Annotated in this window: 25 protein-coding genes and 1 tRNA gene; 14 read left to right on the top strand and 12 right to left on the bottom strand. The window is 67.2% G+C overall.

Annotated features, from left to right (window positions below; genetic code table 11):
- Positions 1 to 75 precede the first annotated feature (75 nt).
- From FZ983_RS13035 to FZ983_RS13025, 3 genes are all read left to right on the top strand, one after another.
- Entirely contained in the window at positions 76 to 576 is a 501-nt protein-coding gene (locus FZ983_RS13035) for a CarD family transcriptional regulator (RefSeq protein WP_014248912.1), read from the top strand.
- Between the two features lie 212 nt (positions 577 to 788).
- A complete protein-coding gene (locus FZ983_RS13030) occupies positions 789 to 1730 on the top strand; it encodes a hypothetical protein (RefSeq protein WP_149223952.1) in 942 nt (313 codons plus the stop codon).
- Between the two features lie 296 nt (positions 1731 to 2026).
- The gene (locus FZ983_RS13025) at positions 2027 to 2923 is read left to right on the top strand and encodes an RNA polymerase factor sigma-32 (RefSeq protein WP_014248914.1); all 897 of its coding nucleotides are present in this window, start codon (positions 2027 to 2029) and stop codon (positions 2921 to 2923) included.
- Positions 2924 to 3064: 141 nt separating this feature from the next.
- Here the strand turns inward: FZ983_RS13025 and purH are convergent, their stop codons facing one another.
- The 4 genes from purH to FZ983_RS13000 all read right to left on the bottom strand — a co-directional run bounded on the left by purH (position 3065) and on the right by FZ983_RS13000 (position 8306).
- Entirely contained in the window at positions 3065 to 4669 is a 1605-nt protein-coding gene (gene purH / locus FZ983_RS13015; RefSeq protein ID WP_149223951.1) for a bifunctional phosphoribosylaminoimidazolecarboxamide formyltransferase/IMP cyclohydrolase, read from the bottom strand.
- 272 nt (positions 4670 to 4941) lie between these two features.
- Positions 4942 to 6609 carry a heparinase II/III family protein gene (locus FZ983_RS13010; RefSeq protein WP_149223950.1) on the bottom strand — a complete coding sequence of 556 codons (1668 nt, stop codon included), beginning with the start codon at positions 6607 to 6609 and terminating at the stop codon, positions 4942 to 4944.
- 165 nt (positions 6610 to 6774) lie between these two features.
- On the bottom strand, positions 6775 to 8070 hold the full coding sequence (gene rsmB, locus FZ983_RS13005) for a 16S rRNA (cytosine(967)-C(5))-methyltransferase RsmB (protein WP_149223949.1): 1296 nt from the start codon (positions 8068 to 8070) through the stop codon (positions 6775 to 6777).
- 161 nt (positions 8071 to 8231) lie between these two features.
- A tRNA-Gly gene (locus FZ983_RS13000) sits at positions 8232 to 8306 on the bottom strand.
- A 188-nt stretch (positions 8307 to 8494) separates the two neighbouring features.
- On the opposite strand from FZ983_RS13000, the gene FZ983_RS12995 reads away from it, so the two are divergent.
- From FZ983_RS12995 to FZ983_RS12985, 3 genes are all read left to right on the top strand, one after another.
- Positions 8495 to 9286 carry an enoyl-CoA hydratase-related protein gene (locus tag FZ983_RS12995; protein WP_149223948.1) on the top strand — a complete coding sequence of 264 codons (792 nt, stop codon included), beginning with the start codon at positions 8495 to 8497 and terminating at the stop codon, positions 9284 to 9286.
- 318 nt (positions 9287 to 9604) lie between these two features.
- Positions 9605 to 11059: a DHA2 family efflux MFS transporter permease subunit gene (locus tag FZ983_RS12990; protein WP_149223947.1), complete on the top strand. Its 1455-nt coding sequence runs from the start codon at positions 9605 to 9607 to the stop codon at positions 11057 to 11059.
- 254 nt (positions 11060 to 11313) lie between these two features.
- Positions 11314 to 12204, top strand: a complete 891-nt coding sequence (locus FZ983_RS12985) for a LysR family transcriptional regulator (protein WP_188092317.1) — start codon at positions 11314 to 11316, stop codon at positions 12202 to 12204.
- Between the two features lie 334 nt (positions 12205 to 12538).
- On the opposite strand, the gene FZ983_RS12980 is transcribed toward FZ983_RS12985, so the two are convergent.
- Complete coding sequence (locus FZ983_RS12980; protein ID WP_149223945.1) at positions 12539 to 12727, bottom strand: hypothetical protein; 189 nt, start codon at positions 12725 to 12727, stop codon at positions 12539 to 12541.
- 163 nt (positions 12728 to 12890) lie between these two features.
- Here FZ983_RS12980 and FZ983_RS12975 point away from each other — a divergent pair, with 163 nt between their 5' ends.
- The 4 genes from FZ983_RS12975 (at position 12891) to FZ983_RS12960 (ending at position 16209) form a co-directional block, all read left to right on the top strand.
- The gene (locus tag FZ983_RS12975; RefSeq protein ID WP_149223944.1) at positions 12891 to 13160 is read left to right on the top strand and encodes a ribbon-helix-helix domain-containing protein; all 270 of its coding nucleotides are present in this window, start codon (positions 12891 to 12893) and stop codon (positions 13158 to 13160) included.
- Between the two features lie 197 nt (positions 13161 to 13357).
- Positions 13358 to 14005 carry a hemolysin III family protein gene (locus tag FZ983_RS12970; protein ID WP_247883735.1) on the top strand — a complete coding sequence of 216 codons (648 nt, stop codon included), beginning with the start codon at positions 13358 to 13360 and terminating at the stop codon, positions 14003 to 14005.
- Positions 14006 to 14081: 76 nt separating this feature from the next.
- Entirely contained in the window at positions 14082 to 15629 is a 1548-nt protein-coding gene (locus FZ983_RS12965; RefSeq protein WP_149224051.1) for a lysozyme inhibitor LprI family protein, read from the top strand.
- 136 nt (positions 15630 to 15765) lie between these two features.
- Positions 15766 to 16209 carry a MarR family transcriptional regulator gene (locus FZ983_RS12960; protein ID WP_149223942.1) on the top strand — a complete coding sequence of 148 codons (444 nt, stop codon included), beginning with the start codon at positions 15766 to 15768 and terminating at the stop codon, positions 16207 to 16209.
- 177 nt (positions 16210 to 16386) lie between these two features.
- On the opposite strand, the gene FZ983_RS12955 is transcribed toward FZ983_RS12960, so the two are convergent.
- Entirely contained in the window at positions 16387 to 17376 is a 990-nt protein-coding gene (locus FZ983_RS12955) for a D-glycerate dehydrogenase (RefSeq protein ID WP_149223941.1), read from the bottom strand.
- Between the two features lie 252 nt (positions 17377 to 17628).
- Here FZ983_RS12955 and FZ983_RS12950 point away from each other — a divergent pair, with 252 nt between their 5' ends.
- Positions 17629 to 18180, top strand: coding sequence for an SH3 domain-containing protein (locus FZ983_RS12950; protein WP_247883734.1), 552 nt, complete (start codon positions 17629 to 17631; stop codon positions 18178 to 18180).
- A 109-nt stretch (positions 18181 to 18289) separates the two neighbouring features.
- Positions 18290 to 19525, top strand: a complete 1236-nt coding sequence (locus FZ983_RS12945) for an argininosuccinate synthase (RefSeq protein ID WP_109075188.1) — start codon at positions 18290 to 18292, stop codon at positions 19523 to 19525.
- 71 nt (positions 19526 to 19596) lie between these two features.
- On the opposite strand, the gene FZ983_RS12940 is transcribed toward FZ983_RS12945, so the two are convergent.
- The 4 genes from FZ983_RS12940 to FZ983_RS12925 form a co-directional block, all read right to left on the bottom strand.
- Complete coding sequence (locus FZ983_RS12940; RefSeq protein ID WP_247883733.1) at positions 19597 to 20268, bottom strand: RES family NAD+ phosphorylase; 672 nt, start codon at positions 20266 to 20268, stop codon at positions 19597 to 19599.
- Between the two features lie 31 nt (positions 20269 to 20299).
- Complete coding sequence (locus FZ983_RS12935; protein ID WP_149223939.1) at positions 20300 to 20680, bottom strand: antitoxin Xre/MbcA/ParS toxin-binding domain-containing protein; 381 nt, start codon at positions 20678 to 20680, stop codon at positions 20300 to 20302.
- A gap of 343 nt (positions 20681 to 21023) precedes the next feature.
- Positions 21024 to 21578: an NAD(P)H-dependent oxidoreductase gene (locus FZ983_RS12930; protein WP_149223938.1), complete on the bottom strand. Its 555-nt coding sequence runs from the start codon at positions 21576 to 21578 to the stop codon at positions 21024 to 21026.
- Between the two features lie 40 nt (positions 21579 to 21618).
- Positions 21619 to 22659 carry an aldo/keto reductase gene (locus tag FZ983_RS12925; RefSeq protein WP_188092306.1) on the bottom strand — a complete coding sequence of 347 codons (1041 nt, stop codon included), beginning with the start codon at positions 22657 to 22659 and terminating at the stop codon, positions 21619 to 21621.
- 241 nt (positions 22660 to 22900) lie between these two features.
- Here FZ983_RS12925 and FZ983_RS12920 point away from each other — a divergent pair, with 241 nt between their 5' ends.
- On the top strand, positions 22901 to 23098 hold the full coding sequence (locus FZ983_RS12920; protein WP_149223936.1) for a hypothetical protein: 198 nt from the start codon (positions 22901 to 22903) through the stop codon (positions 23096 to 23098).
- 63 nt (positions 23099 to 23161) lie between these two features.
- On the opposite strand, the gene FZ983_RS12915 is transcribed toward FZ983_RS12920, so the two are convergent.
- Positions 23162 to 23923 (bottom strand): SDR family NAD(P)-dependent oxidoreductase, encoded by a 762-nt coding sequence (locus tag FZ983_RS12915; protein WP_149223935.1) that lies wholly within the window; start codon positions 23921 to 23923, stop codon positions 23162 to 23164.
- Between the two features lie 218 nt (positions 23924 to 24141).
- On the opposite strand from FZ983_RS12915, the gene FZ983_RS12910 reads away from it, so the two are divergent.
- Positions 24142 to 24546, top strand: coding sequence for a YkvA family protein (locus FZ983_RS12910; RefSeq protein ID WP_149223934.1), 405 nt, complete (start codon positions 24142 to 24144; stop codon positions 24544 to 24546).
- Here the strand turns inward: FZ983_RS12910 and FZ983_RS12905 are convergent.
- Positions 24543 to 25499, bottom strand: coding sequence for a DMT family transporter (locus FZ983_RS12905; RefSeq protein WP_247883732.1), 957 nt, complete (start codon positions 25497 to 25499; stop codon positions 24543 to 24545). The two genes, FZ983_RS12910 and FZ983_RS12905, sit on opposite strands and share 4 nt — an antisense overlap.
- Positions 25500 to 25542 lie beyond the last annotated feature (43 nt).

Raw genomic sequence — 25542 nt, 5'->3', positions numbered from 1 at the left:
TGTCCGGGGTCCTTTTTCGTCCCTTCCACCGGGACGGCAAAATGGCGTGATCGCGAGAAGTGAGAGCCAATCCAAATGTCGAACAAGCTTGACTTCGAAGCCGGTGACTTCGTCGTTTATCCGGCTCATGGCGTCGGTCGGGTCGAAGGGATCGAGACCCACAGCATCGCCGGACTCGAGGTTCAACTCTACGCGATCACGTTCGAGAAAGAGCGGATGACGCTCAAGGTTCCCGTCACCAAGGCCCGCAACGCCGGCCTGCGCCGCCTGTCCTCCAAGGACCGCATCAAGGTCGCGCTGGAGACCCTGCAGGGCCGTTCACGCGTCCGCCGCACGATGTGGAGCCGCCGCGCCCAGGAGTATGAGGCCAAGATCAACTCCGGCGATCCGGTGTCCATCGCCGAGGTTGTGCGCGACCTGTACCGCGGCGCCGACCAGTCCGACCAGTCCTACAGCGAGCGCCAGATCTATCAGGCCGCCCTGGAGCGTCTGGCCCGCGAACTGGCCGCCGTCGAGAAGATCGACGAGACCAAGGCGACGGAGCGTCTGGAGTCGGTGCTGTCCAAGGCGGCCTGATCCCGGACCGGGATACGTCCCGAAAATCCGTCCGTGACACGAACGGGCGCGCGGCTGCTACCTCAAGCCGCGCGCCCGTCTCGTTTTTTCACCTTTGTTTCGGCGGCATGACACGCCTAAACTCCCCGCCGCCTTCCGGTCCCGGCATTTGCCGGCACCACCGGACGGGCCGCTGACACCGGCTTCGCGAACGACGTCGAAGGGGATCGAGTTTGGGTCTGCCGCCGCGCCTTGGTCATCCCGCCCGCCATGCCGGGACCATCGTCGCCGCCGTCGAGGACGACAGCCGCTTCGCGTCGCTCGGCCGTCCGCGCCGCGTCTGGGCCATCGGCGCGATCCATGCCCAGCCCGACCGGCTGGACGTGATCCACCATGCCATCGCCCAGCGCTTCCGCCCCGGCGACCGGCTGGTCTATCTCGGCAACATGATCGGCTTCGGCGACCGGGTGGTGGAGACCATCGACCGGCTGCTGGCCTTCCGCATCGGGCTGCTGGCGATGCCGGGCATGATCGCGTCGGACATCGTCTACCTCCGCGGCCAGCAGGAGGAGATGTGGCAGAAGTTGCAGCAACTCCACTTCGCCCCCGATCCCCGCACCGTGCTGGACTGGATGCTGCGCCAGGGCGTGGCGCCGACGCTGGCGGCCTATGGCGGCAACCTGGAGGCGGGCATGGCGGCGGCGCGCGGCGGCGCCGTGATGCTTGGCCGCTGGACGCGCGAGCTGCGCCAGTCGATGGCCGCCCATCCCGGACACGAGGCACTGTTCAACGCCCTGCGCCGTGCCGCCTACACCGGCGGCCCGGTCGGAAGCCCGATCTCCGGGGACGGGCCGGATGACGGACCTCCCGGCGCCAGCAGCCGGGGCGGCGGCAGCCTGCTTCTGGTCAGCGCCGGCATCGACCCGCGCCGTCCGCTCACCGGCCAGGGCGACGCCTTCTGGTGGGGCGGCGCCGCCTTCGCCCGGCTGGAGCAGCCCTATGGCGGTTTCCGCCGCCTCGTGCGCGGCTACAACCCTCTCTGGTCGCCGGAAGACCCCAGCGTGGATGTAGGACCGGTGACGGTGACGCTGGACGGCGGCTGCGGCCGCGGTGGGCACCTCGTCTGCGCCTGCTTCGATTCTTTCGGCGAAATGCTGGACCTTTTCCAGGTGTGACCCACCCTTAGGTCCAGCCCAGACCTTCCGCCCGTCCACCTTCCGCCCGTCCATCCTGCCCCCGCATACCGCTCCCGCCATCCTCCGGAATGCCATGGAATAGGCCTCCGGCAAAAATCGTCCATCCCTTGTGATCCGTTCCCCCTACACCTGCGTATGATTCCGCAACAGGGCGCGCTCATGCTTGTTGTGTAACCCGACGGCATCGACCGGGGGCGGGCGGCAACGGCGAAGACCCGAAAGTACGGGGATATGCGAAGGAACACGATGCCGCCCAGACGGGAAGGAAGGGACGGATGGCATACATCGACGATCCGGAGACTCAGCGTGCAAATCTGAGCTTCATCAAGGCATCCATGCGCGAACCGTTGCTGTCGCGCGACCATGAATTCGACCTCGCCCGAAAATGGCGCGAAGGGAATGACGAACGCGCCCTGCATCAGCTGGTCCGGGCCTATACCCGTCTGGTGGTGGCCACCGCGTCCCGTTTCCGCAACTACGGCCTGCCGATGGGCGATCTCGTCCAGGAGGGCAATGTCGGCCTGATGCAGGCGGCCAGCCGCTTCGAGCCCGACCGCGAGGTGCGTTTCTCCACCTACGCCGCCTGGTGGATCCGTTCGGCCATGCAGGACTACATCCTGCGCAACTGGTCGATCGTGCGGACCGGCACCACCGCCGCGCAGAAATCCCTGTTCTTCAACCTGCGCCGCCTGCGCGCCAAGATCGATAGCGCCACCCGGAACGGCAGCGGCGCGCCCCTGACCAGGGAAGGCCGCGAGTGGATCGCGGGCGAATTGAATGTCGATGTCGCCGAGGTCGAGGCGATGGAGATGCGGCTGTCCGGCTCCGACCAGTCGCTGAACACGCCGGTGGCCGATGGCTCCGACGACGACTGGCAGGATTTCCTGGCCGACCAGCGCCCCTCTCCGGAGGATGTGGTGATCGGCATGCGCGACGCCAACACGCGCTCGCAATGGCTGGCGGAGGCGTTGGGCGAACTGAGCCCGCGCGAACGCACTATCATCCGCGAACGCCGGCTGCGCGAGGAAGGCGCCACGCTGGAGGAGTTGGGCCGCGAACTGGGTGTCAGCAAGGAGCGCGTGCGCCAGTTGGAGCACCGGGCGCTGCTGAAACTGCGTCAGTCGATGCTGAAGCGGGTCGAGGATTCCGACGACCTGTTGGCGGAGGCGTGAGGGGGTTCGCGGCGCTTGCCCCCACCCCGACCCTCCCCCGCTGGGCGGGGGAGGGGGCAAGTGCTTGTTCGGGAAAGCGGCGGTAGTCCCTCCCCCACCCAGCGGGGGAGGTTAGGCGGGGGTCTAACTTCCCCCACCAACTCAATGCCGGAAGTGCCGCATTCCGGTCAGCACCATCGCCAGGCCCTTCTCGTCCGCGGCGGCGATCACGTCGTTGTCGCGGATCGAGCCGCCCGGCTGGATCACCGCCGTCACCCCTGCCTCGGCAGCGGCCAGCAGGCCGTCCGCAAACGGGAAGAAGGCGTCCGAAGCGACGACCGAACCCTTGGTCAGCGGCTCCGACAGGCCGGCGGCCTTGGCGGCTTCGGCCGACTTGATGGCGGCGATGCGGGCAGAGTCGACGCGGCTCATCTGGCCGGCACCGACACCCACCGTGGCGCCGTTCTTGGCATAGACGATGGCGTTCGACTTGACGTGCTTGGCGACGCGGAAGGCGAACAGCAGGTCGGCCAGTTCCTGTTCGGTCGGGGCGCGCTTGGTGACGACCTTCAGCTCGGCCGGGTTGACGCGGCCGCTGTCGCGGTTCTGCAGCAGGAAGCCGCCCGACAGCTGCTTGATCATCATGCCGGGTTCGGCCGGGTTCGGCACGTCCTTGGTCAGCAGCACGCGCAGGTTCTTCTTGGTCGCCAGCAGCGCGCGGGCGGCCTCGTCGGCGTCCGGGGCGATCACCACCTCGGCGAACAGCTTGGAGATTTCCTCGGCCGTCTCGGCGTCCAGGCTGCGGTTGACGGCGATGATGCCGCCGAAGGCGCTGACCGGATCGCACAGCAGGGCCGACTTGTAGGCCTCCAGCAGGTTCGCACCCTGCGCCACGCCGCAGGGGTTGGCGTGCTTGATGATGGCGACGGCCGGCTGCTCGAACTCCGCCACCAGCTCGAAGGCGGCGTCGGTATCGTTCAGGTTGTTGTAGGACAGCTCCTTGCCCTGCAGCTGCACGGCGGTGGCGACGCCCGGACGCTTCTCCCCGGTGACGTAGAAGGCCGCCTGCTGGTGCGGGTTCTCGCCATAGCGCAGGGTCTGGGCCAGGGCGCCGGACAGGGTGGTGCGCGGCGGGAAGGTCTCGCCCAGCTGGCCGGCCAGCCAGGTGGAGATGGCGGCGTCGTAGGCGGCGGTGCGGGCATAGGCGCGCTGGGCCAGCTTGCGGCGCAGGGCCAGGGTGACGCAGCCGTCATGGGTCGCCAGCTCGTCCATCACCGCCTCGTAATCGGACGGCTCGGTGACGATGGCGACGAAATCGTGGTTCTTGGCGGCGGCGCGGATCATCGCCGGCCCGCCGATGTCGATGTTCTCGACGCAGTCGTCATAGGCCGCGCCCTTGGCGACCGTCGCCTCGAACGGGTAGAGGTTGACCACCACCAGATCGATGCCGGGGATGTCGTGCTGGGCCATCGCGTCGGCATGGATGTCGCGGCGGGCCAGGATGCCGCCATGGACGCGCGGGTGCAGCGTCTTGACGCGGCCGTCCATGATCTCCGGGAAGCCGGTGTGGTCGGAGACCTCCTTGACCGGCACGCCGGCCTCGGCCAGACGCTGGGCCGAACCGCCGGTCGACAGGATCTCGACGCCGCGGGCGGCGAGCGCCTTGCCCAGCTCCACCAGACCGGCCTTGTCGGATACGGAGATCAGGGCGCGGGCGATGCGGACCTTGTCGGGGGCGGGGGCATGGTTGGCTTTGGGCGGGCTCATGGCGTCATCCTGATCGCTGCGGGTGGTGCATAAGACCGCAGGCAACCGGGGAGACCCGGACAAGCACGGAAGAAGAAAAGCACGGACGACCACGGAAATGCCGCTCATCCGTGCTTATCCCTGCCCGCCCCCGGCGATGCCGGCCCGGACGGACATGGATAAGCACGGCGTGAAGAGTCCCGTGGTCGTCCGTGCTCCGAATCCCGTGTTCATCCGTGTTTCCACGCCCTCTCCCGAAGGGTATAGGCCCGGCCACTGCGGATGGGCGCGATTTACGCCGCCTTGCGCTCGCGGCGCAAGGCCCATTTCACCGTCAGCCCTTCGGGGCCGCATTGTCCCTGCATCATGATCTGCCGGGTGCGGCGGGGCTCGTCCCCGCTGCCGAGATAGACGCTCTCCGCCACCTCCAGCACGGCGCCGGTCACCCGCATGCGCCAGGCATTGCCGCTGGGCAGGCGCAGAAGCACCTGGTCGTCCCGCCCGTCGCCCTGTCCCTGGACCGGCACCACCTCGACATTCGGATGCAGGTGGAAGCGGATGGCGTAGGGCTGCGGCTGCGGCGTGGCGCCGATCACCGGCTCCAGCGTGTCTTCGCCCCGCAGATCCTCGCCATTGTCGGCAAGATAGACGCGGCGGCGGTGCAACAGGCCGAAGCCCTTGCTGTAGCCGTTGTGGCTGGCGACCACCAGCATGGCGCCGTCGGATTCCTGCCGCTCGCAATTGACATTCGTCGGCCGGCGGCCCAGCCCACCCTTCTCCAGAACTTCCGACGAGTTGGTGTCGGCCACCACCATGGTCGAATGGGCGGAGGTGCCGGCCAGCGCCGCGCGCCAGGGACCGCGTTGCGAGGGATGGCTGCCGCAATTGACGATCAGCCGCTCCTTGTTGACGGAGACCTCCATCGACAGGGTGCCGGCGTGGGCGCTGCGGTCCAGCCCCACCGGCGGCGGCGCGCCGGTGTCGAGCAGCACCAGGGTGCGCCCGGCGAGCAGCCGCTCGAACCCGGTGTGCGGCGCGCTCTTCAGCGGACGGCCGCGGGCGTCGGCCTGGGCCAGCACCGTGTCGATCAGCGCCGGGTCCTCCTCCCGCCCGCCGTTGAACAGGGCGAGCCCGCCATCGACGTGGCGGAAGAAGCGCAGCGCCGGCGTCATGCGGTCGATGGCGTGCTGGAGGCTTTCCGGTACCTCCTCCTTCGCGACGCGCAGAACGGCGCGCATGTCGATCAGGTCGCGCAACACCCGCATCTGGATCGACGGGTTGCGCTCCACATGGCCGCCGTCGGGCAGGATCTGGCGCGGCAGTTCCTTGTCGAGCAGGCGCAGGGCCTCCCGTGCCGCCTTGTCCTGATCGGGCAGGCAATAGCCGCCATAGAGCAGCCCCTTGATCGCGCCGATCAGCCGTTCGCCGTCCAGCTTGGCCGGCACCACCCGAAGCAGATGGCGAAGCTGGCGCGCCATGCTCTCGAACACCCGGGCGCGGAATTCGTCGTCGGCCGAGGCGCAGTAGAAGTCATGCAGGCCGATCCAGCTGGCCAGCCGCGTGCCCAGCACGTCGGGCGCCCAGCTCTGCGCGTGCCAGCCGCCATTCTGGTCCAGCCACGACCACACCAGCACCCGCGCCCGGCGCCGCGCCGTGTCGCCGCCGACCGCGCGCAGATCGCGCAGCCATTCGAAGCCGTGGGCGGCGCGCAGCCAGCCGGGGCTGACGCCCTGGGGCCGCCAGTTGGGCGCGCCGTTGGGATCGACCATGACGGCCTGCCCGGCGAACCCCATCCGGCCGGCCAGCATGGCATTGCCGTTTCCGGTGTCGCCCGGCCAGGGATCGGGCGGGACCACCGCCAGCGCCCCCGGCGCCTTGCCGCCCAGCATCAGGGCGTAGAGGGGATTCCCATAGGCAAGGCGCGCCATGCCGCTGCGAAACCGTCCGTTCCCGTCGCCCATCAGCGCCGACTCCTTCAGGACCGCGAGCGGCGTCGGCGGCCGGCGGAGGGTGATGATGCGGTGCGGGAGAACACGGACGAAAGCATAGGTCGTGTCGTATCAATTCGCCGCCCGCACCGCAAGACGGGCCTGGGAATTATCCCTCGCTGCGGAACGGATGCGGCCTCAGTCCGGGCGTCGCCGCAGTCGTGCGACGAAGAAGCCGTCAATCCCGCCGAGATCGGCCAGCATCCCCGGAAGGCTGCGGATCTCGCCGGCCTCGTTGATCGGCTCCGACAGCCCGCCGAGCTCCCCGGCGGTGACCGGCCAGCGCTCCACCCGCTTGTCCTGGTCCAGCAGGCGGGCGATCTGCGCCTCCCCTTCCTCCGGCTGGAGGGAGCAGGTGCAGTAGATCAGCGTGCCACCAGGCTTGACCAGCTCGACCGAGCGGGCGAGCAGCCGCGACTGGGCACGGGCCAGCTTGGCGATGTCGTCGGGCGTCTTGACGCGCAGGATGTCGGGATGGCGCCGGATCGCCCCGGTCGCCGAACAGGGCGCGTCGAGCAGCACGGCGTCGGCCGGCTCCTCCGGCTCCCAGGTCGCGGCGTCGGCGGCCAGCACCTCGGCCTGCAGCTTGAGGCGCTTCAGATTTTCGGTGACCCGCTCCAGCCGGCGGGCCGAGCGGTCGATGGCGGTGACCTGCGCACCCTGCACCACCAGCTGCGCCGTCTTGCCGCCGGGAGCGGCGCACAGGTCGAACACCCGCTTGCCCCGAAGATCGCCGAACAGCTTGGCCGGCAGCGAGGCGGCGAGGTCCTGGATCCACCACTCCCCGTCCTCGAAGCCCGGAAGCTCGATCACCGATCCGCCGGGCGGGCGGCGCAGCGATCCGGTCGGCAGCAGGGTGGCGCCCAGCCGCTCGGCCCAGCCCTCCGGGTCGGACTTCACCGTGATGTCCAGCGGCGCCTCGTGCAGGTGCGCCTCGACGATGCCGCGGGTGCGGGCGGTGCCGTAGGCGGAGCGCCAGGACAGCCACAGCCAGTCCGGCGTGTTCAGCCGCCCGGCATCCTGCCGCGCCGCCATCTCCACCCCTTCGCGTCCGATTCGGCGCAGCACGGCGTTGATCAGCCCCTTGTAGGGAGCGGCGTTGCGCGCCGCCGCCAGTTCCACCGCGGTATCGACTGCGGCATGGGCGGGGGTGTTCAGGAACACCAGCTGCGCCGTTCCCAGCCGCAGCATGTCGTGGATGGCGGCTTTGGGCAGGCCCGGCTTGGCGAGGCTCGACTGGATCAGCTCGTCGATCTGGCCCAGGCGGCGCAGGACGGTGGCGACCAGCAGGCGGACGAAGCCGCGGTCGCGCGGCTGCAGCGCCGCCAGTTCGGGATGCGCGTCGAACGCGTCGTCGAAGGGAACGGACTTGCGCAGCACGTCGCGCAGCAGGTCGAGCGCAACGCCGCGGGCGGCGAGGGAAGTGTCGGTCATGGATAAGGATCTAGCGCGCCGGACGGCCGGTGTCGATACGGGATGCCCGGTGATTCCAGGCCATGGAGACCGAAAAAGCCGGGCCGGAATGGCCAAGACGGAAAAAGCGAAGGGCCGGTGCGTTGCCGCCCGGCCCTTTGGTCTTCGCTTTACCGGAGAACTGGAGCGGGCGAAGGGATTCGAACCCTCGACCCCAACCTTGGCAAGGTTGTGCTCTACCCCTGAGCTACGCCCGCGCTCCCGTCGTCCGGGAGCCGCTTTCTACGGAAACGCGGCCTCCGCCGCAAGAGGAAAATTCACCCTCCCCTCACTTTTTTCGTGGAGGTTCTATCCGTCTTTGCCGCGCTGCGGCACCGGGCGTCTTGCGTCCCTTCGGCAGGGCGCTATGGTGTGCGGCCATACGGCAACGGATGGAGATTGCGGCATGGCCGGCACCATCACCCTGACCCGCGATGGAGCGGTCGCGACCCTGACCCTGTCCAACCCGGACAAGCTGAACGCCTTCGACAAACCGATGTGGCACGCCCTGATCGGCCACCTGGGCGCGCTGGAGACCGACGAGGGAACCCGCGTCGTGGTGATGCGCGGCGGACCCGGTTCCACCGGCGCCCGCACCTTCTCCCCCGGCGCCGACATCTCCGAGTTCGAGAGCGAGCGCAACAGCCCCGAACAGGGCGCCGCCTACGGCGACCTGATGGACGAGGGGCTGGACGGACTGCGCGGCCTTCGCCACCCGGTGCTGGCCGCAATCGACGGCCCCTGCTGCGGCATCGGGCTGGCGGTGGCGCTGGCCTGCGACCTCAGGGTCTGTTCGGAGAGCAGCCGCTTCGGCGTGCCCGTCAGCCGGCTCGGCATTTCCATGGGACCGACGGAGCTGAAGCTGGTCGCCGACGTGGCCGGCGGCCCGGCGGCGCTGGAAATCCTGCTGGAAGGCCGCGTCTTCGGGGCGGCGGAGGCCAAGGACAAGAAGCTCGTCCACCGAGTCGTTCCCGACGAGGGATTCGAGGCGGAGATCGCCGCGACCGTCCAGCGCATCGCCGCCGGCGCACCGCTGGCCGCCACCCTGCACAAGCGCTATGTCCGCCGCCTGTCAGACCCGGTTCCGCTGACCGAAGCGGAGATCGCCGAATGCTACCGCTGCTTCGGCACGCAAGACTTCCGCGAGGGCTACCGCGCCTTCCTGGAGAAGCGGAAGCCGGTGTTCACGGGGCGCTGATTTTGGGGAAAGTGCAGTTGCGGTTCACAAGATTCACACGGATGTCACGGATTTAGACACGGATTACACGGATTTTTCTTGAACATGGCGACGTTCCGGCCGTTCCCGGCAGGCATGGACCCGGGCAACGCCGCATCCGTGACATCCGTGTCGAAATCCGTGACATCCGTGTCGATCTTGCCCGCCGATCCCGCACTTCCCAAAAGACGGTCTATCTCCGACCGCGCTTACGCATGGCAGGGCTTTCGCACGCGCGATGGTCATGGCGGCGGAACGGCTCACATTCCTAGGGTTCCGCTCCCTGCCTGACGGTCCGTCATGTCGCGTGTCACCCCGCTGATCATCGCCTGCGCCCTGTTCATGGAGAATCTCGACGCGACGGTGATCGCCACCGCGCTGCCGGAGATCGCGCGGTCGATGGGCGAGGATCCCCTGCGGCTCAGTCTGGCGATGACCTCCTACATGCTGGCGCTGGCGGTGTTCCTGCCGGTCAGCGGCTGGGCGGCCGACCGCTACGGCGCGCGCACCGTCTTCGCCAGCGCCATCGGCGTCTTCACGCTGGGCTCCGTCGCCTGCGGACTGTCGAACGGTCTGGCCGAGCTGGTCGCCGCCCGCATCGTCCAGGGCATCGGCGGCGCGATGATGGTGCCGGTCGGCCGGCTGATCCTGCTGCGCACGGTGCCCAAGGACCAGCTGGTGACGGCCATGGCGCGGATGACCCTGCCGGCGCTGATCGGCCCGGCGCTGGGCCCTCTGGTGGGCGGCGCCATCACCACCTATGCCTCCTGGCGTTGGATCTTCTTCATCAACGTGCCGATCGGGCTGGTCGGCATCGCGCTCGTTCTGGCGCTGATCCCCAACCTGAAGGAGGAGCAGCGCGACCCCTTCGACGCCCGCGGTTTCCTGTGGAGTTCCATAGCACTCGCCGCCTTCATGTTCGGCTTCGAGAATGTCGGGCGCGACCTGCTGCCGGCCTATGCCGTGGCGGGGCTGCTGGGGGCGGCGCTGCTGGCGACGCTGGCCTATCTGCGCCATGCCCGGCGGGTGGTGCGGCCGGTGCTGGACCCGTCGCTGTTCCGGCTGCCGACCTACCGCGCCTCGGTTCTGGGCGGCACGCTGTTCCGCATCGGCATCGGCGCGGTGCCCTTCCTGATGCCGGTGATGCTGCAGATCGGCTTCGGCCTGACCGCCTTCGAGTCGGGAGCCCTGACCTTCGCCGGGGCGGCGGGGGCGCTGACGATGAAGGCGCTGGCCGGCCCGATCCTGCGCCGCTTCGGCTTCCGTCTGGTGCTGGGGCTGAATGCGCTGGTCAGCGGTGTCATCCTGGCCGGCTACGGCGCCTTCCGGCCCGACACGCCGCATCTGGTGATCCTGGGCGCGCTGCTGCTGGGCGGCTTCTTCCGGTCGCTGCAATTCACCGGCATGAACACGCTGAGCTATGCCGAGGTGCCGCAGGCGATGACCAGCCGGGCCAACACGCTGGCCAGCGTGATGCAGCAGCTGTCGCTGAGCCTGGGAGTCGCCGTCGGCGCCACGGCGCTGCACCTGACCGTGCAGTGGAGCGGCGGCGTCCTGACCCCGGCCTCCTTCGTCCCGGCCTTCCTGACGGTGGGGCTGATGGCCTGCGCCTCCAGCCTGCCCTTCTGGCGCCTGCCCGCCGATGCCGGCGACGAGATCAGCGGGCACATCGGCGGCGGCAAGTCGGCCGAAAGAGACGGCAACCCGCGCAGCGCATCGGTCAAGGCTGCCGCATTGACCGATGCGGCGGATTAGCAAAACTGGGTCGAACCGCCGGCCGGCCGTTTCCGAGCATCGGCAACAGCCCTATCCATTCTGCGGATATAGCCGGATCGCTGAGACTTCGGATGAGAATAATTCCGGCGATCATGATTAATTTTCGTGCGAGTCAGGGTTGGTAGCGCGTGCGTTCCGGGCGCGTTCCCGCTATAAACATGCATGGCGGCCATGCGCCGTCCTCAAGATAATGGGAGGCTCCGGGCGGCTGCGCACCGGGGCGGGACAGCATGATGGATTGGGACAAGCTGCGGGTTTTCCACGCGGTGGCCGAAGCCGGCAGCTTCACGCATGCCGGCGAGACGTTGAACCTCAGCCAGTCGGCGGTCAGCCGCCAGATCAGCGCGCTTGAGGAAAGCCTGGGCGTTCCGCTGTTTCACCGCCACGCCCGCGGGCTGATCCTGACCGAACAGGGCGAGTTGCTTCACCGCACCGCCCGCGACGTCTTCGCCAAGCTGTCGATGACCGAGGCGATGCTGACCGAAAGCCGGGAGCATCCCAAGGGGCCGCTGCGGGTGACGACGACCGTCGCCTTCGGATCGACCTGGCTGACGCCGCGCATCAACGAGTTCATGTCGATCTACCCCGACATCCAGCTGACTCTGCTGATCGACGACGACGAGCTGGACCTGGCGATGCGGGAGGCGGACATCGCCATCCGCATGAACACGCCGCGCCAGCCGGACCTGATCCAGCGGCACCTGATGTCGATCCGCTTCCATCTTTATGCCAGCCAGAGCTACTTGAAGAAGAAGGGTACGCCCAAGACGCCGGCCGAGTTGGACAGCCACGACCTGATCACCTATCCGCCGGACGTGCGGGCGCCAATCCCCAACGTCAACTGGATTATGGAGGTGGGCGACCCCTCGCCCAACCGGAAGCCGATCCTGCAGGTCAACAGCGTCTACGCCATCTACCGCGCGGTGGAGAGCGGGCTGGGCATCGGCGCGCTTCCCGACTTCCTGGTCGACAGCTTCTCCAAGGACGTGACCCGCGTCCTGCCGGACGTCGACGGCCCGAAAGTCGATGCTTACTTCGTTTATGCCGAAGAATTGCGCCATTCCAAGCGCATCGCGGTCTTCCGCGACTTCCTGGTCAAAAAAGTGGCAGAAACTCCGTTCTGATCCGGCGCATTTTCCGACAGTTTGCAAGAGAGTTGCCGAAATTGACCGCGCTGCACCATCATTCGGGAGCAGTCCGGTCGATTTCGGCATTTTTATTAGCCTTCTAAGGGTCTTTTCTAGCCATGCGTGGCTTGCATGGTAGATTTATTCATTTGTGCCTGGAAAGTTGGCAGCGGAATGGTCAAATTTTGACCGTTGGATGCTGCGACGCAGCACCCGATGTTTCGTCCCGGAGGTCTCCCCTCCGGGGTTGGGTCCTCGGACCCAGCGTCTCCCAGACGTGAAGCCTCCCTGTTCAACTCGCCGCTAATCCAATGGGTTAGCGGCGGTTTTTTTATGGGCCGAGAGTCCGGCGGACAGTTTGGGCGGGCTGCGGCATTTCGTCCCCTTCTTCCTCCTCCAGCGCCGCGCGTGCGATGGCCAGGATGTTGTCCAGGCGGATGACCAACTCGTTCTCGCACAGCGCCGAACGTGCGGCGGCGGCCTCTTCTATTATGGAATGCAAGGCATTATGTCGGGTCATCGCAACCTCCGATCCGGTGGAGCGGGCTGGCATCCGTCCGGCTGTCCGCTGCTCCTGTAACGTGTCCAGCCCCATCGTCGTTCTCTCGCCTGTGAAAAACTTCACAGCAAGGTCGCAGCGGTTTCGCATACCTGTTTATGCACCAGCAACGGAGGGCTCCCACATGCAGATGCGCAACATCAGGGTGAACGGCAAGCGGACCAGCATGAAGCTGATGCCGGTGGAGTGGGAGTCGCTGGAGGAAATCTGCACCCGCGAGCACATGACGATGAGCGAGCTGGTGTCGAAGATCGATGCCGAACGCCAGGACTGTGACAATCTCACCGGCTGCGTCCGCGTTTACGCCCTCTGCTATTTCCGCAAGGCCGCCGGTTTGTCGGAGCCGATGCCGCGCCATCGCGCGCCGGAAACCATCGCCTACGCAGCCGAATAAGGACGCTGAATAGCGGCGCCAAGTAACGACGCCGGGAAGCCGGCCGCTTCTTCCCGCATAAGCGGATGGCCCAAACACACCGCGCCCCCATCCCACCATCGGACGGTGGCGCAGGTGCGGCAGGCACACCATGTTCGACGCAGGGCCCCTTTCCGGCGGCCACCTTCCCTCCACGCGTCGATCGAGGTGATGTGCCGATGCCGGATGCCCACCAGTTTCCCGTCTACAGCGTCGGCGAGCGGCGGGCGGATGCGGTCGTCCATGCCGTCGGCGTCACAGCCGGGATCGCCGGATTCGTCTGGCTGCTGAATGCCGCGGTCCTCTCCGGCACGATGCCCACCCGAACGGCCCTTGCCCTGGCGATCTATGGGCTGGGGCTGGTCGGCATGCTCAGCGCGTCGGCCGCCTACAACCTCGCCCCGCCCGGCTTCGGCAAGGCCCTGCTGCGGCGGGTCGACCATGCCATGATCTTCGTGATGATCGCCGGCACCTACACCCCCTTCACGCTGGGGCTGGGCCAGGGCGTCGTGCTGGGCGGCGCTGTATGGGGCGGGGCCGCCTTCGGGGCGGCGCTGAAGCTGCGCTTTCCCGGACGCTTCCACCGGCTGGGGCTGGCGCTGTATCTCGGGCTGGGCTGGGCGATCGTCACCGCGCTGGAGCCGCTGGGGTCGGTGCTGTCGGCACCCGCGCTGTGGCTGCTGGTTGCCGGCGGCCTGATCTACACCGTCGGCGTCGTCTTCCACCTGATGGAGCGGATGCCCTACAACAATGCGGTCTGGCACCTGCTGGTGCTGGCCGCCGCCAGCTGCCATTTCGCCGCCGTCTCGGTTGCCTTCCTGCCCTGAGATCTTCCTGCCCTGGGACGGGACAAATGGCGGGGGATTCCGTATCTTCCCCGGGCCACAATCCCAGGGAGACATGATGGGCCAGCTGGACCTTACGGGACCGTCGATCCGCTTGACGCTGCCGCCGCATGGACGGATGGCGCTCGCCGGCGCGGCACTGGCCCTTTCGGTCATGGTCGCAGGCGGTACGGCCCGGGCACAGCCGTCCTTCGACTGCAAGGCGGCCTCCACGCCCGTGGAAAAGGCGATCTGCGCCGATCCGAAGCTGGCCGATGCCGACAGTGAGATCGCCGACGCCTACAAGACGCTGCAGGCCCTGTCCGGTACCGCCGACCGCGAACGGCTGCGGGCGGAGCAGAAGGCGTGGCTGGCCCAGCGCAATCAGTGCGCCACGGCGGGCTCGTCCGTCGCCACCTGCCTCGGTCCGGTCCTCGACGCCCGCAGGACCGCGTTGGCCGAGTCGGTGCCCAAGGCGGTCACCGCGCTGGCGGCCATCGTCGACGGGATCGCCGCCGACCCGGCCGGCGCCGGGAAGCGGCTGGCCGAGATCCGCGGCGGGCTGGGCAAGGGGTGGACCGCCTATGCGCTGCGCTTCGGCCCCTCCCCCGACCGCGCCAAGGCCGACGCCCTGCTGCGCGAAGCCGTCGAGGGCATCGAGGATCCTTATTCGCGCGAGACCGCGTCGGGAGTCGACCTGACGACCGACGAGGGCTTCCTGACCGCCTTGCGGGTGGTCAGCGACGATGTCGAGATGGCGTGGCCCTGCTCGGTGATGGAGCGGCGCGGTGCGGCGGCCTGGAAGGCGATGGAGCCGCTCTATGGCAGCAACCGCGACAATTTCGGCGCCCATCCCGCCTGCCCGGACGACAACGCCCTGCTCGCCTCCCCCGCCTGGACGGCGGTGGACGACCTGCTGGCCCCGATGCTGGAGGCCGCGTCCAACCGCACCGGCACCATCCGCTTCGCCAGCTACCGCCAGATGGCGATCGACCGCATGAAGTCGGCGGTCGACCCGCGCCTGTTCCTCGCCGACGCACCGGAACTGGCGGCGCTGGTCAAGGATGCCGCCGGCTGGAGCAACCCGCGCTGGATCGCGCCGGGTTGGGGCGAACGTCTCCGCGCCGCGGTGGATGGCGCGGTGGCGGCATGGACGCCGCAGATCGCCGGCCGCTATTCCATCGGCACCGCCGAGGCCCGCCGCATCGCCGAGGCGGTGGCGGCACAGGGCTTGGGCGGCAGCATGGGGCTGATCGCCGACAACCTGGAACTCCAGAAGGACACCCGCCTTCCCGATTGGCTGCGCGGCAGCTGGAGCTGGACTGGCAGTGCGGAGGACACGCCCTTCGGCGGCCCCGCCGGCAAGGCCCGCATCGACGCCACCGGCATCTGCGTCGGCAGCGAGTGCGGCGGCTATGACGTTGCCGGCCAGGGCGAGGACGCCCCCTTCGACCCGAAGGAGGTCAAGGCGGCGGGTGTCTCCCCCGCCCCCAATGCGGCGAAGCAGGCGGTCAGCCTCGCGCCCGTGTCGGCCGGCTTCAGCCTGACCATGGTCCCACTGACCGGCGGGAATGTGCTGGTCACCGGCACGGCAAAGCCGCTGCTGTTGAAGCGGGAAGGAAAGTAGAAGCGATGCACGCGGCCGACCGCGCCGCTTCTCCTGTCCGGTGAACGCGAATCTCTTGCCTGCATCGTTCGGGTAGGCGACACTTCGCGGCGCGTGCTCCGGTTGCGGAGCCAGGCGCGGCTTTCCGGAGGGAGGCATGGCACGGAACCTGAAGGCGCTGGGGTTGTGGCGCACGGCGCTGGTCGCCAGCGTCCGCCGGGACGGGCCGGACCTGTCGGCGCGACAGCTGGCGATCCTGCTCCAGGTCTATCTGACCGATCCGCCGCACACCGTGCGCGGCCTCGCGTCCCTGCTGAACATCTCCAAGCCCGCCGTGACCCGCGCGCTCGACCGGTTGTCGGTGCTGGGTTTCGTCAAGCGCAAGCGCGATGCGGAGGACAAGCGCAACGTGCTGGTCCAGCGCACGGTGAAGGGTAGCGTCTATCTGTCGGACTTCGCCGAACTGGTGATCGCCGCCGGCGCCGTGACGCCGGAGGACATGAGCCGCATCCAGGCCGACGAGGAAATCGCCGCCGCCGCCAAGACCAGGCTGGAGGCGGAACTGCAGGACGTGTCGGCGCTGGAAACCTCCGCGTCCTGACCGAGCCTTCGCCGGTTCGACGGCGGCAGGCACGTCTTCGATCAGGCCGTCATCCCCGCGAAGGCGGGGATCCAGGCATTGTGTCGGGGCATGTCGTCGGGCAACCAAAGGGCAAGCTGGATTCCCGCCTTCGCGGGAATGACCGCCGATAATACGCCGCCTGCCCCATCCCGCCCCTTACAGAAGCGCTTCCAGCACGCGGTCGGGCGGGGTGTGGCCGTCGATGAAGGTCTTGATGTTGATCACCACCTTCTCGCCCATGTCGATGCGCCCCTCAATGGTGGCGGAACCCATGTGCGGCAACAGCACGACGTTGTCCAGCCGCAGAAGCTTTGGGTTGACGGCCGGCTCATGCTCGAACACGTCCAGGCCGGCACCGGCGATCTCGCCCTTCGACAGCATGCGGGTCAGCGCCACCTCGTCGATCACCTCGCCGCGCGAGGTGTTGACGATATAGCAGTGCGGCCGCAGCAGCTTCAGCCGGCGTTCCGACAGCAGATGATAAGTGGCCGGCGTGTGCGGGCAGTTGATCGACACGATGTCCATCCGCGCCAGCATCTGGTCCAGGCTGGACCAGTAGGTCGCCTCCAGCTCCTGTTCCAGCTCGGGATGGACGCGGCGGCGGTTGTGGTAGTGGATCGACATGCCGAAGGCGCGCGCCCGGCGCGCCAGGGCCGAGCCGATGCGGCCCATGCCCAGGATGCCCAGCCGCTTGCCGCTGATGCGGTGGCCCAGCATGGTGGTCGGGCCCCAGCCGGTCCACTGGCCGGAGCGGACCAGCCGCTCGCCTTCCGCCACGCGCCGCGCGGTGGCCAGCAGCAGCGCCATGGTCATGTCGGCCGTGTCGTCGGTCAGAACGCCGGGGGTGTTGGTGACGATGATGCCGCGCTCGCGCGCCGCCTTCAGGTCGATGTGGTCGACGCCGGTGCCGAAGGAGGCGATCAGCCGCAGCTGAGATCCGGCGGACTCGATCAGGGCGCGGTCGATGCGGTCGGTGACGGTGGGCACCAGAACCTCGGCGACGGCCATCGCCTCCTGCATCTGGGCGGGGGTCAGCGGAACGTCGTCCGGATTGAGCCGGGTGTCGAACAGCTCCATCATCCGCGTCTCGATGACGTCCGGCAGCTTGCGGGTGACGACAACGAGCGGCTTCTTCTTGTCGGTCATCGGTGCTGGTCCTCCCTTGCCCCGGCCCGCCCGCATCTCATGGTCCTGCGTGGCTGTTCCGGTCCCCGGTTGCCATACCAAGCGGCCGTTGGACTGTCCAGAAGTCCGTCGCGAATGCCCGTCCTGCGGCAGGACATCCGGCGGTTGGACCACATCCTCCGATTGGGGGTGGCGGCGCTTGCCCTATCGAACGGGTGGTCTCTATAGTGCGGCCCGATTTCGCCGCTCCCTTCCGTCAACACCGGTGCCGCCATGCTCGTCCGCCGCTCCGTCCTCGCCATGCTGGCCCTGATGATGGGGCTGGGCGCGGCCTGCGGCAGCACGGCCTATGGCGGCACGGCCTGGGCCGCGGAGAAAGGCACGGAAAATCGCAAGGACCCCACCCACGCGTCGGGCCTGCCGATCCCCCGCTTCGTCACCGTGCGCGTCGGCGAAGTGAACCTGCGCTCCGGCCCCAACGGCAGCTACCCCATCGAATGGGTCTTCCGCCGCAAGGACATGCCGGTGGAGATCATCCAGGAATTCGACACCTGGCGTCGCATCCGCGACTGGGAGGGGGCGGAAGGATGGGTGCACCAGAGCGCGCTGTCCGGCCGCCGCGGCGTCCTGATCGTCGGCCAGACCCGCACCGTGCACGAGGCGCCGCGCGGCGACAGCGCGGTGGTGGCGCGGGCCGAGCCGGGCGTCATCGGATCGCTGAAGAAATGCCGCGACGACTGGTGCGAGGTGGAGTTGAAAGGCTATCGCGGCTGGATGAAGCGTGCCGATTTCTGGGGCACCTACGCCGGCGAGAAGATCGAGTAGGCGCTCCCCATAGCCGTTCGGCGCCTAAACGGCGCCCGCGGGGCTTGAAGGTGGGCGGGAAAGGCCTTACGGTCGCGGCCTTACCTTTCTCTACTGCAAGAGCAGTCCCATGAGCGGCGCGTCCGGCAAACAGATCAAGAAAGTGGTGCTCGCCTATTCGGGCGGCCTCGACACCTCGGTCATCCTGAAGTGGCTGCAGGAGACCTATTCCTGCGAGGTGGTGACCTTCACCGCCGACCTCGGCCAGGGCGAGGAGCTGGAGCCCGCCCGCAAGAAGGCCGAGCTTCTGGGCATCAAGCCGGAAAACATCTTCATCGACGACCTGCGCGAGGAATTCGTTCGCGACTTCGTCTTCCCGATGTTCCGCGCCAACACGCTCTACGAGGGCACCTACCTGCTCGGCACCTCGATCGCCCGGCCGCTGATCGCCAAGCGCCAGATCGAGATCGCCAACATGGTCGGCGCCGACGCCGTCGCCCATGGCGCCACCGGCAAGGGCAACGACCAGGTCCGCTTCGAGCTGGGCTACTACGCCCTGCGGCCGGACATCACGGTCATCGCGCCGTGGCGCGAGTGGACCCTGAACAGCCGCACCACGCTGCTGGACTACGCCGAGAAGAACCAGATTCCGATCGCCAAGGACAAGCGCGGCGAGGCCCCCTACTCCACCGACGCCAACCTCCTGCACATCTCGTATGAGGGCAAGGCGCTGGAGGATCCGTGGGTCGAGCCGGACGAGGACATGTACACCCGCTCCGTCGCCCCGGAAAAGGCGCCGGACACCCCGACCTACATCGAGGTCGAGTTCAAGAACGGTGACGCGGTCGCCATCGACGGCAAGGCGCTGTCCCCGGCGGCCCTGCTGACCGAGCTGAACCGCCTGGGCGGCGAGAACGGCATCGGCCGCCTCGATCTGGTCGAGAACCGCTATGTCGGCATGAAGTCGCGCGGCGTCTACGAGACCCCGGGCGGCAGCATCCTGCTGGTGGCGCACCGCGCCATGGAGAGCATCACGCTCGACCGCGGCGCCGGCCACCTGAAGGACGAGCTGATGCCGCGCTACGCCGAGCTGATCTATTGCGGCTACTGGTGGAGCCCGGAGCGTCTGGCCATCCAGGCGCTGATCGACCAGACCCAGTCGCTGGTCAACGGCACGGTCCGCCTGAAGCTGTTCAAGGGCAACGTCACGGTCGTCGGCCGCAAGTCGCCCAACTCCCTGTACCGCATGGACTATGTGACCTTCGAGCAGGACAGCGTCTACAACCAGAAGGACGCCGAAGGCTTCATCAAGCTGAACGCGCTCCGCCTGCGTCTGGGCGCGATGGCCAAGCAGAAGATCGGGTAAGTCATCGGAGTCGCGGGAGGGCCGGCGGCTCTCCCGCATCCACCTGATCTTGATATGACCGACCCCGCGGCTTACAGGCGTGGGTCGTTGAAGCCGGATTTCTCGAAATTCAATGTCAGGCGCGGGAACTCACGCAACGCCTGTACACTATCTCGACGCAAGAATAGCTGCCAACTCTGCAGACTTGTTGGCTCGGGCTTGCAGAACACAGCGCAATCTAACAGAGCCAAGTTAGCACCGCGTTCCGGGTCGCGGATTGATTCGTAGCGAATAGCCTGCACTCCGACTTGGCGTGCTGCATCAGCCAAATCTTGGCAGGGACCGTATATAGTAGGATGGAGCCAAAGAGAGCTTTGATCGGAAAGCGGCGCATCCATCAAATCCAAGCCGATGTCAGTTTTATATTCTACAGAAAAAGCCGTATATTCTCCAGGATTAGCTGGCATTTGAGTTTGCGGAGACTCAGAGAAAAATAGCAGTCTGTAAAAACACAGCTCCGCAACCGCAGTTTTTACATCCTCAGAGGCATAGAAAACACCAAGAGTTTTCCCTGCCCTACGAAAACGCGAGCCATTAGGATATTCCGCATCATAACGGAACGGTGATGAAAGCAAGAAGTTTAGCCCACTACACTGCTTTGGAAGCTTAGGCTTCGTCGCTTCAATCAAGTCTTCCAGAAGATACTGCTCATCTAAATTATCGACAAGCTTAAGGGTGGAGACCTTATTTTGGGCCTCCACCACTCTCCACACACTTCCACCTAAAGGACGCTTACTAGACAATAGCGCGTCGACTGTCCAAATATCCGATGACATTCAAGAGCCCAATGATGGTCTGGATCTGCTCAAGCGGCTTTCCATCAAGCGCAGTGTTGAAGTTCCTCAGCCAAGCGCTTGCCACATCGGCTTCACCGCCCACGATCGTGTCCAGTGAGCGATAAAGGCGTATTAGAAGAATAGCAAGCTCGAACTCTTTTCCGCGTTCCGAGAGTTGGTAGCCATGGTTCTTCATACGCGAGACAGTCGGCTCAGAAACACCGAGAATTTTGGCGAGCGCACCATTGGGAATGCAGAGTTGTTCAGCTGCTCGCAGAACTGCCTTGGTTACGACCTGCTCTGCAGCAGTGGCCTTGGTCGCTTTGGCGTTCGTTGTCATAGCGCAGCCCTCCATCTCCTGAAAAAACAATGTAGCTTTCTTTCCTGAGAAAGCAACACCTTTTAGTTCGCACTGTTCCGCCCTGTCCCCCTTAAGGGGGACAGGGCGGAACAGTGCGAACTGATGCACTCAAGGGCCGCGTGCCCTCTCCCCCCTTAAGGGGGGAGAGGGCACGCGGCCCTTGAGCATCCCAGGACACACTCCGTACAAACCCATTGAAGCCATCGATGCAAAAATGTCACGCGGTATTTATTTTTACCCAAGCCTCAACTGAGTGATAATAGCAACAACCTCTTGATGAACTGATGCTGCCACGACTGCTCCTTCAGCCAATCGATTCGCTCTACTTCCCCGCAGCCGTAACCACCTTGTCGATGGCGCCCAGTGCGAACTTCAACACCGCCTCGTCGGCCAGCTTGCCGTCCTTGATCTTCTCGCCGACGGTGCCGATGACCACCTGGGCGCCGCCGATCAGCTTGGCCGGGATCGCCAGCAACGTATCGTTCACCTGCTGATGCGCGCGCACGCCGCCGGTGAAGGCGGGGGAGTTGGAGATGACCAGCACCGGCTTGCCGTTCAGCGCCGACTTGCCGTAGGGACGCGATGCCCAGTCGAGCGCGTTCTTCAGCACGCCCGGCATACCGTAATTATACTCCGGCGTGACGATGACCACGCCGTCGGCCTCGGCGATGGCTTGACGGAAGGCCTGGACCTCCGCCGGGGCGTCGGGGGTGTCGATGTCCTGGTCGTAAAGCGGCAGGCGCAGGTCGCGGATGTCCATGCTGAGGCCGGCCGGCAGGGCGTGCTGCAGCCCGCGCAGGACGGCCAGCGAGTTGGAGTTGCTGCGCAGGCTGCCGGGCAGGCCCAGCAGTTTGGCTCGCACCGTTGCATCGGTCATGAAGCGGTTGCCTTTCCTCTTATGGTCGAACCCGTCGATATCAGACGCGGTTGGGATGGGACGGGCCGCTGCCCGCTCCGGTCCGGGCGATGGAGTCGGCGATTTCGTCGAGATCCTCCGGCGTCAGGGTCAGGGTGGCGGCGTCCAGCCAGCCATCAACCTGGGCCGGCGTGCGGGCGCCGACAATGGCACCGGTGATCGCCGGCCAGGACAGCACCCAGGCCACCGCGACGGCGGCGATGGTGGTGCCGTGCCGCTCGGCGATCGGGCCGAAGGACTGCGCCAGCGCCAGATTGCGCTCCAGCGCCTCGCCGGTGAAGTTGGCGTTGCTGGACCGCCAATCGTCGGCCGGCAGCGCCTTCGCCCGCTCCACTGTGAAGCGGCCGGTCAGCAGGCCGGCTTGCATCGGGCTGTAGACGATGACGCCGGTCTGGTGCGACAGGCACCAGGGCAACTCGGATCCGGCGACATCGCGCCGGATCGCCGAGAAGGGCGGCTGCAGCATGTCGACATGGCCCAGCCGCTCCGCCGCTTCCAACTGGGCGGCGTTGTGGTTGGACAGGCCGACGGCGCGGACCTTGCCTTCCGTCTTCAGGTCCAGCAGGGTCTGCCAATATTCCTCGACCGCCTCATGTTCGGCCGGCCAGTGCATCTGGTAGAGGTCGATGCGCTCGACGCCCAGCCGCTTCAGCGACGCTTCCAGTTCGCGGCGGATGCTGTCGGGTTTGCCGATCCGGCGCGGCATCGCCTTGCGGTCGGCCTCGTCCCACACCAGACCGCATTTGGTGAAGACATAGGGGCGCTCGGCCTCCGGGATTTCGGCCAGGGCTTGGCGAACGATCTCTTCGGAATGGCCGAGGCCGTAGACGGCGGCGGTGTCGATCCAGTTGATGCCGCGTTCCACCGCATGGCGGATGGCCGTGACCGACTGGCTGTCGTCCTGCGCCCCCCAGCCGGCGGCCCAATCCGGCCCGCCGATCGCCCAGGCCCCGAAGCCGACGCGGGTGATCTCCATGTCGGTGGTGCCGAAGCGGCGGGTCGGCAATCCCGTCCTGCTGACGCCGTTGCTTGTGGTGCTCATGGTTGCCTCCTCGATGATGGCGCTAACATGGGCTTGGCGGTCCCGGCTTTCCAACAGTTCATAGGCGGATTGCACATCGGAAGCCTGCGCGGACGATACCGGTCCGCCTGTGACCATCTTGGGCTCTGACTGTTGACGGAGGCGACGGCTACCCAGTTTGAGGCTACACAAAGGGTGCCCCGCCGGATCAGGCGGGCACCGAATGGACTGACGGCAGGTTCGAGCGGAGACGGGAGGCGACATGGCGACGCGGCGATTGGATCGGGAAGACCACGTCCGGAAACATCTGGCGCTGATGCTGCAGGATTGGCAGGAGCAGACCGGCCGCGACATGGCGACCGCGACCGCCGACCAGCGGCTGCAGCACTGCACCACCCTGCTGATCGACCTGCTGGGCGAGGCGGAGCGGGCGGACGAAGCCGCCATGACGGAAGGCTGAGATTTCAAGAAGCGAAGGAACGGCCCCGGTGCGGGACCGCTCCTTGGATTGCGCCCGCGATCCTTACTGCGGCGCCATGCGGATGGCGCCGTCCAGGCGGATGACGTCGCCGTTCAGCATCTCGTTCTCCAGGATGTGCTGGACGAGACGGGCGTACTCCTCCGGCTTGCCGAAGCGCTTGGGGAAGGGGACGGTGGCGGCGAGGCTGTCCTGCACCTCCTGCGGCATGTTCAGCAGCATCGGCGTGCCGATCAGGCCGGGGGCCACCGTCATCACGCGGATGCCGTTGCGGGCAAGGTCGCGCGCCGCGCAGATGGTCAGGGCGACGATGCCGCCCTTCGACGCGGCATAGGCGGCCTGCCCGATCTGCCCCTCATAGGCGGCGACGGAGGCGGTGTTGACGATCACCCCGCGCTCGCCGCTGTCCAGCGGGTCCAGCTTCGCCATGTCGGCGGCGGCCAGCCGCAGGATGTTGAAGCTGCCGATCAGGTTCACCTCGATCACCGAGCGGAAATTCTCCAGCGGCATCGGGCCGTCGCGGCCGACGATGCGCTGCGCCGGGGCGATGCCGGCGCAATTCACCGCGATGCGGGCCGGCCCATGGGCGGAGCGCGCCTGATCGAGCGCCCGCTCGGCGGAAGCGCCGTCGGTGACGTCGCAGACCAGGCCCAGCCCGCCGATCTCGTGCGCGGTCTTCAGCACCGCGTCCTCGTTGACGTCCAGCACGGTCACCTTGGCGCCGAGCCCGGCCAGATGACGCGCCGTCGCCGCCCCCATGCCCGAGGCGCCGCCGGTGACGATGGCGGACAGACCCTGGATGTTCATGGCATCTCCTCCTTAATTGCGGCCGGTCCGTACGGGGCGCCGGCCTTGTGTCCAACAGGCTGTGATCGCACTTGTTGTTTGCCGGATGGCTTTGTTTACCAGATGGCCGCCCCACCATACCACACCGTATGGACGGAGCGCATAGGATGACGATCCACGCTGGCCGTGATGCCGGCGGTTTCTCTAAAGGGACCAGATCCCGGAGGGTTTCAGCGTCCATGACAGCATCGGTTCCCACCGGCACCAGCACCGCGCTGACGATTCCCGATCCCGAGCGGGTCGAGCAGGACGAGCGGCTGGTCCGCCGCCGCTTCTGGCCGAAGCTGCGCGCCAACCTGCACCGCATTCCTTTCCTGGAAGAGTTGCTGGCCGCCTATTTCTGCGCGACCGATCCGGCGACGCCCTACCGGGCGAAGGGGATCCTGCTGGCCGCCTTGGCCTATTTCGTGCTGCCTGTGGATGTCGTGCCCGACTGGCTGCTGATCGCCGGCTTCACCGACGATGCGGCGGTGCTGGCCGCCGCCATCCAGACGGTGCGTGCCAACCTGACCCCGGCGCACTGGACCCGCGCGAAGGAGACGCTGCGCGCCGAGGCGGCTGGTAATCCGGAAAGGACCGGCTAACCGGCCGCCGCCCCTGTGGATTTGCGCGCCGCCTTGCGCCCGTCTGCCGCGTCGCGGTGCATGGTGTAGAGCGCAGATCCGGCGATCACCAGCGCGCCCACCCAGCCCCACAGATCCATGGTCTGGCCGAAGGCAAGCCACGCCACCAGCGCGGTGAAGGGCAGCCGGGCATAATCGTAGGGCATCATCGCCGAGGATTCGGCCAGCGACAGCGCCTTCGTCATCGCCAGCTGGCCCGCGGTCAGCAGCCCGCCCAGAAGCGCCAGCGCGCCCAGCACGCTCCAGCTTGGCCAAGTCCAGACGAACAGCGCCGGCACCAGCGCCATCGGGGTGACCAGCAGGCCAAGGAAGGTGACGATGACCGGCGCGCTGTCCCTGCGGCTGAGCATCCGCATCTGCAGCACGGTGGCGGCGGCGGCAAGGCAATGCGCGAACAGGGCCAGCAAAGCCAGATCGACCGGAGTGGCGCCCGGCCGCAGCACGATCAGCACCCCGGCGAAGCCGGCACACACCGCCGCCCAGCGCCGCAGCCGCACCCGCTCCCCCAGGATCAGCGCCGCACCCACTGTGACGAACAGCGGAATGGCGAAACTGACCGATGTCGCGGTCGGCAAAGGGATATAGGCGATGGCATAAAACCAGCCGGCCATCGCGCACAGGCTGGTCACCGCCCGCGTCACGTAGGGACGCAGCCGCCGTTCCGCCAGCACCGACCGGCAGGCCGGCGCCCCCGCCGTCAGCGCCCAAGGCAGCATCCACAGCAGGCTGAACAGGTTGCGGAAGAACACGACCTCCAGCGGGTCCATGACGGTGGAGGCCCATCGCACGGCCGAGTTGCCGATCCCGAACAGCAGTGCCGACAGCAGCATGAAGCCGGCACCCAGCAGCAGACGGTTCGCCGGCGCCCGCAGACCGGGGCCCGCATTCATGGGGGGAGAGGCTGAGACGGTCACGGTCAGTCGTCCCTGGAGAGCCGCTTTGGTGAAGGCGTTCGGT

The organism is Azospirillum sp. B21 (genome assembly GCF_008364825.1).
GTDB lineage: Bacteria > Pseudomonadota > Alphaproteobacteria > Azospirillales > Azospirillaceae > Azospirillum.
This window is presented reverse-complemented; position numbering and strand designations above follow the sequence as displayed.